This is a genomic window from Mycobacterium sp. DHQP2018-32-09 (assembly GCF_058148405.1).
In genome coordinates, this window is record NZ_JBYVYK010000093.1 from 1 (window position 1) to 7,167 (window position 7,167).

At 75.3% G+C, this 7,167-nt stretch carries 7 protein-coding genes; 4 read left to right on the top strand and 3 right to left on the bottom strand.

The window, feature by feature from the left end:
• A partial coding sequence (locus AC30CM_RS26505) for an ABC transporter permease (RefSeq protein WP_490119895.1) occupies positions 1-764 on the top strand: 764 nt, incomplete at its 5' end.
• Positions 757-1,812, top strand: a complete 1,056-nt coding sequence (locus AC30CM_RS26510; RefSeq protein ID WP_490119896.1) for an ABC transporter ATP-binding protein — start codon at positions 757-759, stop codon at positions 1,810-1,812. The genes AC30CM_RS26505 and AC30CM_RS26510, both read left to right, overlap by 8 nt.
• Here the strand turns inward: AC30CM_RS26510 and AC30CM_RS26515 are convergent.
• From AC30CM_RS26515 to AC30CM_RS26525, 3 genes are read right to left on the bottom strand one after another with little or no spacing between them, the layout of a single operon-like run.
• The gene (locus AC30CM_RS26515) at positions 1,795-3,231 is read right to left on the bottom strand and encodes a GuaB1 family IMP dehydrogenase-related protein (protein WP_490119897.1); all 1,437 of its coding nucleotides are present in this window, start codon (positions 3,229-3,231) and stop codon (positions 1,795-1,797) included. The two genes, AC30CM_RS26510 and AC30CM_RS26515, sit on opposite strands and share 18 nt — an antisense overlap.
• A 38-nt stretch (positions 3,232-3,269) precedes the next feature.
• Positions 3,270-4,823, bottom strand: coding sequence for an FAD-dependent oxidoreductase (locus AC30CM_RS26520; RefSeq protein WP_490119898.1), 1,554 nt, complete (start codon positions 4,821-4,823; stop codon positions 3,270-3,272).
• Complete coding sequence (locus AC30CM_RS26525) at positions 4,820-5,569, bottom strand: carotenoid biosynthesis protein (RefSeq protein WP_490119899.1); 750 nt, start codon at positions 5,567-5,569, stop codon at positions 4,820-4,822. Before AC30CM_RS26525 ends, AC30CM_RS26520 begins: the two co-directional genes overlap by 4 nt.
• A gap of 141 nt (positions 5,570-5,710) precedes the next feature.
• On the opposite strand from AC30CM_RS26525, the gene AC30CM_RS26530 reads away from it, so the two are divergent.
• Together AC30CM_RS26530 and AC30CM_RS26535 are read left to right on the top strand one after the other, a co-directional pair.
• Positions 5,711-6,847 carry a glycosyltransferase family 2 protein gene (locus tag AC30CM_RS26530; protein WP_490119900.1) on the top strand — a complete coding sequence of 379 codons (1,137 nt, stop codon included), beginning with the start codon at positions 5,711-5,713 and terminating at the stop codon, positions 6,845-6,847.
• On the top strand, positions 6,844-7,167 hold a 324-nt coding region (locus tag AC30CM_RS26535; protein ID WP_490119901.1), incomplete at its 3' end, for an FAD-dependent oxidoreductase. The genes AC30CM_RS26530 and AC30CM_RS26535, both read left to right, overlap by 4 nt.

Below are 7,167 nucleotides of genomic sequence, written 5' to 3' on the forward strand. Positions count from 1 at the left end.
CGCCGCCGCTACGGCTGGGCCGGTGGTGGCCCTGGGCGACGGCGGTTCCGGCGGCAGTGCTGCTGGCCGCGCTGGTGGCGCCGCTGGCGGTGTTGGCGCGATGGCTGGGCAGTGCCGGCCCGCGCTGGAACGCCGACCAGTTCCTCGCCGCACTGGGTGCGACGGCGTGGCTGTCGGCCTGCGGTGCGCTGGCCTGCGTCGCGGCGGCCGTGCCCGTCGGCGTGCTGGCGGCGCGGTACCGCACCCGCACCACGCGAGTGCTCGAGGGCGCCACCTACCTGGCGCACGGTCTGCCCGGGGTGGTCATCGCCATCGCGATGGTGGCCGTCGGGGTGCTGCTGTTGCGGCCGCTCTACCAGCGCGAGCCGCTCCTGATCCTGGCCTACGTCGTGCTCCTGGTGCCGCTGGCCGTGGGTTCGGTGCGCAGCGCGGTCGAGGCGGTGCCGGTGGGGCTGGAGGAGGTGGCCCGCACGGTGGGGCGGACGCCGCTGCGGGCGTTCGTCGCGGTGACGGGCCGCGGCGTCGCGCCCGCGCTGCTGGCCGCCGCCGCGCTGGTCATGGTGACGTGCATGAAGGAGCTGCCGGTGACACTGCTGCTGCACCCGACGGGGACCGACACCCTGGCCACCCGGCTGTGGGGCTTCACCGCGGTGAGCGACTACGCGTCCGCGGCACCGTACGCGGCGGCGCTGGTGCTGTTCGCCGCGGTGCCGACGGGCGTGCTGGCGGTGTGGGGCGCCCGGGAGCGTCGGCGCCATGGCTGACGGAGCCGCCGCCGTCGGGGTGCGCGGGCTCACCAAGCGGTTGGGGACGCGGGAGGTGCTCGCCGGGGTGGACCTGGAGCTGACGCCGGGATCGCTGACGGCGGTGCTCGGGCCGTCGGGCTGCGGCAAGACGACGCTGCTGCGCCTGCTCGCCGGCTTCGCGATGCCGGACGCGGGCCGGGTGTACGTGGCCGGCCGCGACGTCACCGACGTTCCGGCGCACCGCAGGCGCATCGGCCTGCTACCCCAGGAAGGGGCCCTGTTCCCCTACCTGAGCGCGGCGGGCAACGTGGCGTTCGGCGTGGGTCGGGGCGGGCGCCGGGGTGCGCCCCGGAGTGCCGCCGCGGAGGTGGCGCACTGGCTCGACGTGGTCGGCCTCGCCGGGTACGGCGACGCCCGGCCCGCCGAGCTGTCGGGCGGTCAGCAGCAGCGCGTGGCGCTGGCGCGGGCGTTGGCGGCGCGGCCGCGCGTGATGTTGCTCGACGAACCGTTCGCCGCGTTGGACGCCGGATTGCGCGCCCGGGTGCGCGAGGACATCGCGGGCATCCTGGCGGCGTCGGGAACCACCGCCGTGCTGGTCACCCACGACCAGGACGAGGCGCTGTCGCTCGCGGACTCCGTCGCGGTGCTGCTCGACGGCACCGTGGTGGTGCACGGCAGCCCGGCCCGGGTGTACGGCCGGCCGCCGACGCTGGCGGCCGCGCGGTTCGTCGGCGCGACGGTCGAGCTTCCGGGGCGGTGCGCGGCGGGCGTGGTGACGTCGGCGCTGGGTGCGCATCCGGTGACCGGCGTCCGCGACGGCCCGGTGACCGCGGTGGTGCGCCCCGAGTCGCTGCGCCTGGCCGACGACGGCGTGCCCGCCGGCGTGGTCGGCGTGCGGTTCCTCGGGGCCACGGCCACGGTGGAGCTGATGCTGGCCGACGGCTGCACGGTCACGGTCCGCGTCGACGCGGCGCAGTTGCCGGAGGTGGGTGCGGCCACCGGGATCCGCGTCACCGGCCCCGTGCTGGCCTACCCTCGTCCGCCGGGGTCACCACCCCGTCGGTAGCGGATGCCCCTCGGCGAATCCGGCGGCGGACTGCACGCCGAGCCGAACCAACTCGTGCAGTTCCGGCAGGGTGGCGGCGCCGACGTAGGTGCAGGTGCTGCGCACGCCCGAGGTGATGTGGTCCAGCAGGTCCTCCACGCCGCCGCGCGCGGGGTCCAGCGTCATCCGCGACGTCGAGATGCCCTCCTCGAACAGCCCCTTGCGGGCGCGGTCGAACGCGCCGTCACCGGAGGTGCGGGCGGCGACGGCGCGCTTGGACGCCATGCCGTAGCTCTCCTTGTAGATGCGGCCGTCGCGGTCGGTGAGCAGGTCACCCGGGGACTCGTAGGTGCCGGCGAACCACGAGCCGATCATCACGTTCGACGCGCCTGCGGCGAGCGCGAGCGCCACGTCGCGGGGGTGCCGCACGCCGCCGTCGGCCCAGACGTGCGCGCCCAGCTGGCGCGCGGCGGCCGCGCATTCCATGACGGCGGAGAACTGGGGGCGGCCGACGCCGGTCATCATGCGCGTGGTGCACATGGCGCCGGGGCCCACGCCGACCTTGACGATCGAGGCGCCGGCGGCCACCAGGTCGCGGGTGCCCTCGGCCGACACCACGTTGCCGGCCGCCAGCGGCACGCCGAGGTCCAGGGCCGCGACGGCGGCGATGGCGTCGAGCATCTTCTCCTGGTGGCCGTGCGCGGTGTCGATCACCAGCACGTCGGCGCCGGCCTCGACGAGCGCGGTGGCCTTGGCGGCCACGTCGCCGTTGATGCCGACGGCGGCCGCGATGCGCAACCTGCCCGCCGCGTCGACGGCGGGGGTGTAGATGCCGGCGCGGACGGCGCCGAGGCGGGTGAGCACGCCGGCCAGGGTGCCGTCGGCGCGCGTCAGCACCGCGACGTCGACGGGGGCGTGTTCGAGCAGGTCGAACACCTTGCGCGGCTCGGTGCCGACGGGGGCGGTGACGAAGTCGGTGAGCGCGACGTCGCGGACCCTGGCGAAGCGGTCGACACCGGCGCACGAGGCCTCGGTGACCAGGCCCACCGGGCGCTCGTCGGCGACCACCACCGCCGCGCCGTGTGCGCGCTTGTGCAGCAGGGCCAGGGCGTCGGACACGGAGTCGTCGGGGGACAGCTGCACGGGCGTGTCGACCACCAGGTCGCGGGTCTTGACGAAGTCGACGCTGTCCCGGACGGCGCTGATCGGCAGGTCTTGCGGCAGGACGACGATGCCGCCGCGGCGGGCGACGGTCTCGGCCATGCGGCGGCCTGCGACGGCGGTCATGTTGGCGACGACGACGGGGATGGTGGTGCCGGTGCCGTCGACCGTCGACAGGTCCACGTCGAAGCGGGAGGTCACGTGCGAGCGTCCGGGAACGATGAAGACGTCGTCGTAGGTGAGGTCGTGCGGCGGCAGGTGCCCGTCGAGGAAACGCATGGTCCCAGCCTAGGTGGGGCTGGGCCACGAGGTCTGCGTCAGTGGGCGGCGCGGCGGGGGAACCGCGGCACCCCGGCGAGCAGGCCGCGCTGCGGCACGCCCGTGATCGGTTCGGCGGCGACGCCCAGTTCGGCGAACACGTCGTTGGCGGCGAGCGTGCCCGACATCGCGGCACGCTCCATCAACCCCGACAGGTAGGGCAGGTCGAGGTAGTCGCCGGCGAGGCGGATGCCGCGCGCGTCGGTGCGCACACCGGGCCGGCTGCCCGCGGATCCCGGCGGGAAGGCGGGCGCGGTGGCCTCCATGCGGTCGGTGCGGTGCACGACGGTGGCCGCGGTCGTCTCGGGCCACAGCACGCCGAGTTCGTGGCGCAGGGCGTCGCCCGCGATGGACGCGTCGGGCAGGCGGCAGGAGTAGGAGTGCACCTCGATCACGGAGCCGCCGGTCTCGCGGGCCCAGCGTGCGCTGGGTTCTTCGAGGCGGGAGTAGACGGCGATGGAGTCCAGGGTGAGCTGGCCGCTGACGGCGCTGAACGGGGCGCGGTCGGGGGCGACGTCGCGGTCCAGCCACAACCGGGTGACCGCGAACGGCGGTGCCACGCGCAGGGTCTCGGCGTGGCGGGCCAGCAGCGGCGCGGCGGCCGCGGTGGCGGGGGATGCGGCGAGCAGGTCGCGCAGCGCACCGGGATCCAGGGCGAGCACGACGTGTGCGGCGGTGACGTCACCGGTGGTGGTCCGCACGCGCCACCGGGGTCCGTCGGGTGCGATGGCGGTGACCGGGCTGCCGGTGCGGACGTCGGCACCGCGCTCGGCGAGGTAGCGGCGCAGCGGATTCCAGATCGCGGTGGCGTGGTCGGTGTCGGGGACGTCGAAGCCGATGCCCTCGGGGTTGCCCAGGAAGTAGTAGTGGAACATCGCGACCAGTTCGGCGGCCGACAGTTCACCCTGGTTGCAGAAGAACGATCGGGCGAATGCCTCGAACAGCATGGTGCGGCTGCGTTCGCTCATGCCGAACTGGTCGAGGAAGGTCGCGGCGTCCAGGTGGTCGTAGTCGGCGTAGGTGCTGGCGCGGTCGTAGGCCAGCAGTGCGCGTCCGGTGTCGGCGTCGGCGCGCAGCATCTCGCGGCCCGTCAGGCTCTTCGACCGCAGCGCCAGCGCCAGCAGGTTCAGCGGCGGGGCGGCGGGCAGGCCGGACAGGTCCTCGGCGGGCCAGTCCGCGGAGATCACCGGGTAGCTGCGCACCGGTGCCAGGAATGCCAGGGCCGGATCGGCGCGACGCAGGATGGAGCGCCACGTGTAGTAGTGCCGGAAGAAGGCGTGGAAGCCGTGTTCGACGATCTGCTCGGTGCCGTCGGGGAGCCGTTCCGGCCACGCGCCGAGCCGTCCGCCGAGGTGATCGGCGGCCTCGAGCACCGTCACCTGAACGCCGCGTTCGGTGAGCACGACCGCGGCCGAGATGCCCGCGATGCCACCGCCCACGACGACGGCCTCGGTGCCCGGCGGTACGTTGCGGGGGAGCAGCGGATCGGGGGCGACGAGTTGGCGGGGCCGCATCCGCAGCGGGGCGGCTCTGCTGGTCATGGCGTCGCTCATGCCGTCTCTCCTTCGAACAGGGTGGGGTGCGTCCGCGGGAGCCGCACGATCGCGACGGCGAAGGGCACCGCCACCAGGCCCATCACCACGCCGCCGGTGACGGCGGACCCCGGCAGCCCGAAGAACACGGCGTGCGCGAGCACCGACGAGAAGTAGACCCAGAGGTACAGCGTCGCCGCGGGGGCCGATGGGCGGTCGGTACGGGAAAGGGCGGCGTGCAGGGCCGCCATCATCAGGGTCGACACCAGCAGCCAGCCGCCGTAGTTCGACAGCGGGATCTCGGGGATCAGCGGCAGGCCGTGGCGCGGGTCGATCCACGTCCAGTGCCCGGCGGCCACCATCTGCGGGTCGAGGAAGACGTCCCATGCCGTCAGCGCGCAGGCCGCCACCACGACGACCGCGGGCCCGCGGCGCGCGAGGGTGCGGCCCACCACCAGCGCCGGCCACGCCATCATGACCCACGCCAGCGGTACCACCAGCGGGACGCCGAGCACCTCGGCGCCGAGCGTGCCGGTGTAGGCGTAGCTGCCGAACGGCCATCCGGTGGCGACGCCCACGGCCTCGGCGACCAGCCCGCCGCCGCCGGCCACGGCCACCAGGATCAGCGCGCCGCGCGGACCGTGCACGCGGGCGGTGTCGGCGACCGCGGCGACGGCGAACACGACGACGCTGAGCACGGTGATCTCGGTACGCCAGGTCCCGGGCGTCAGCGGGTAGAGGATCTGCACCGCGATGGCCGCGGCCACCAGCGCCCAGACGGCGGTGGTCGCACGCGTCGGCGCAACGGGCTCTATGTCGCTACCTCCACCGTCGAGCGGTCATCAGCGCGTGCGTTCCGACGCTGGCCGCGAGCCGTGCGCGCGGCCCCGACTGCGTAGAGTTCGTTGGTGCCCGATGCGCGCTCCACCAGAACCCTACGCGCCGTCGTGAATGCCGGTTCCGCACTCGCCTGCCTCGGCACGTTGCACGGGCTGACGAACCTGCGGCGGCTGCGGCGCCCGCCGTCGGATCCGGCCCCGGTCGTGGGGGCCGTGTCGCTGCTGGTGCCGGCCCGCGACGAGGCGCACCGCATCACCGCGACCCTGGTGTCGCTGCTGGCGCAGCGCGGTCTGTCCGATGCCGAGATCGTGGTGCTCGACGACGGTTCCACCGACGGCACCGCCGAGGTGGTGCGCGCCGTCGGCGGCGACCGGGTGCGGGTGCTGACGGGCACGCCGCCCCCACCGGGGTGGCTCGGCAAGCCGCACGCGTGCGCGCAGCTGGCGGCCGCCGCCCGCGGCGAGACCCTGGTGTTCGTCGACGCCGACGTCGTGCTGGCGCCGGACGCCGTCGCCGCCGCGGTGGCCTTGTTGCGGGGTCCCGGACCGCTGGACCTGCTGAGCCCGTGGCCGCGGCAGGTCGCCAGCGGCGTCCTCGGTCGGCTGGTGCAGCCGCTGCTGGCGTGGTCGTGGCTCACGACGGTGCCGCTGCGGATCGCCGAGCGGTCGGCGCGCCCGTCGTTGGCGGTCGCCAACGGTCAGTTCCTGCTGGTCGACGCGGCGGCGCTGGCGCGCGCGGGCGGCTGGGGGGCGGTGGCGGGCGAGGTGCTCGACGACATCGGGCTGGCGCGGGCGGTCCGTGCCGCGGGCGGGCGGACCGGCGTCGCGGACGGTTCGGCGTTGGCGACGTGCCGGATGTACGACACGGCGGCGCAGGTCAGCGCGGGGTATCGGAAGTCGCTGTGGGCGGCGTTCGGGTCGCCGCTGGGGGCGGTGGCGGTGGGGTCGGCGCTGGCCGTGACGTACGTGCTGCCGGCGGCGGCAGCCGTGGCGGGTTCCCGGGTGGGGCTCGCCGGGTATCTGGGCGGGGTGGCGGGTCGGATGGCGGCGGGGCGGTGGTGCCGCGGGGCTCGCGGCGGGTGGTCGTCGACGGCGGTCGACGCGGCGGCGCACCCGGTGTCGGTGCTGGCCCTGCTGGGGTTGCTTGGCGCGTCGTGGGTGGGGCGCCTGCGCGGGACGCTGGACTGGAAGGGGCGCGCGTTGTGAGCCGGATCGTGGTGGTCGGCGCCGGGTTGGGCGGGTTGGCCGCCGCGGCGCGGCTGGCCGCGGCGGGGCACGAGGTGGTGGTGGTCGAGGGGTCGGAGGCGGTCGGGGGCAAGTTGGGCGTGTTGCGGCGTGACGGTTTCACGTTCGACACCGGGCCGTCGCTGGTCACGTTGCCCGCCATGCTCGACGACCTGTTCGCCGCGACCGGCGGGCCTGCGGACCTGCCGTTGTCGCGGGTCGATCCGGCGTGTGCGTACCGGTTCGCCGACGGTACGGAGCTGGTGCTGCCGCACGATGCCGCGGCGGTCCCCGCGGCGCTG

Excerpts from the sequence above, each read along its gene's own strand:
- AC30CM_RS26510 (WP_490119896.1), top strand. The coding sequence starts at position 757 with ATGGCTGACGGAGCCGCCGCCGTCGGGGTGCGCGGGCTCACCAAGCGG.
- AC30CM_RS26515 (WP_490119897.1), bottom strand. The coding sequence starts at position 3,231 with ATGCGTTTCCTCGACGGGCACCTGCCGCCGCACGACCTCACCTACGAC.
- AC30CM_RS26520 (WP_490119898.1), bottom strand. The coding sequence starts at position 4,823 with ATGAGCGACGCCATGACCAGCAGAGCCGCCCCGCTGCGGATGCGGCCC.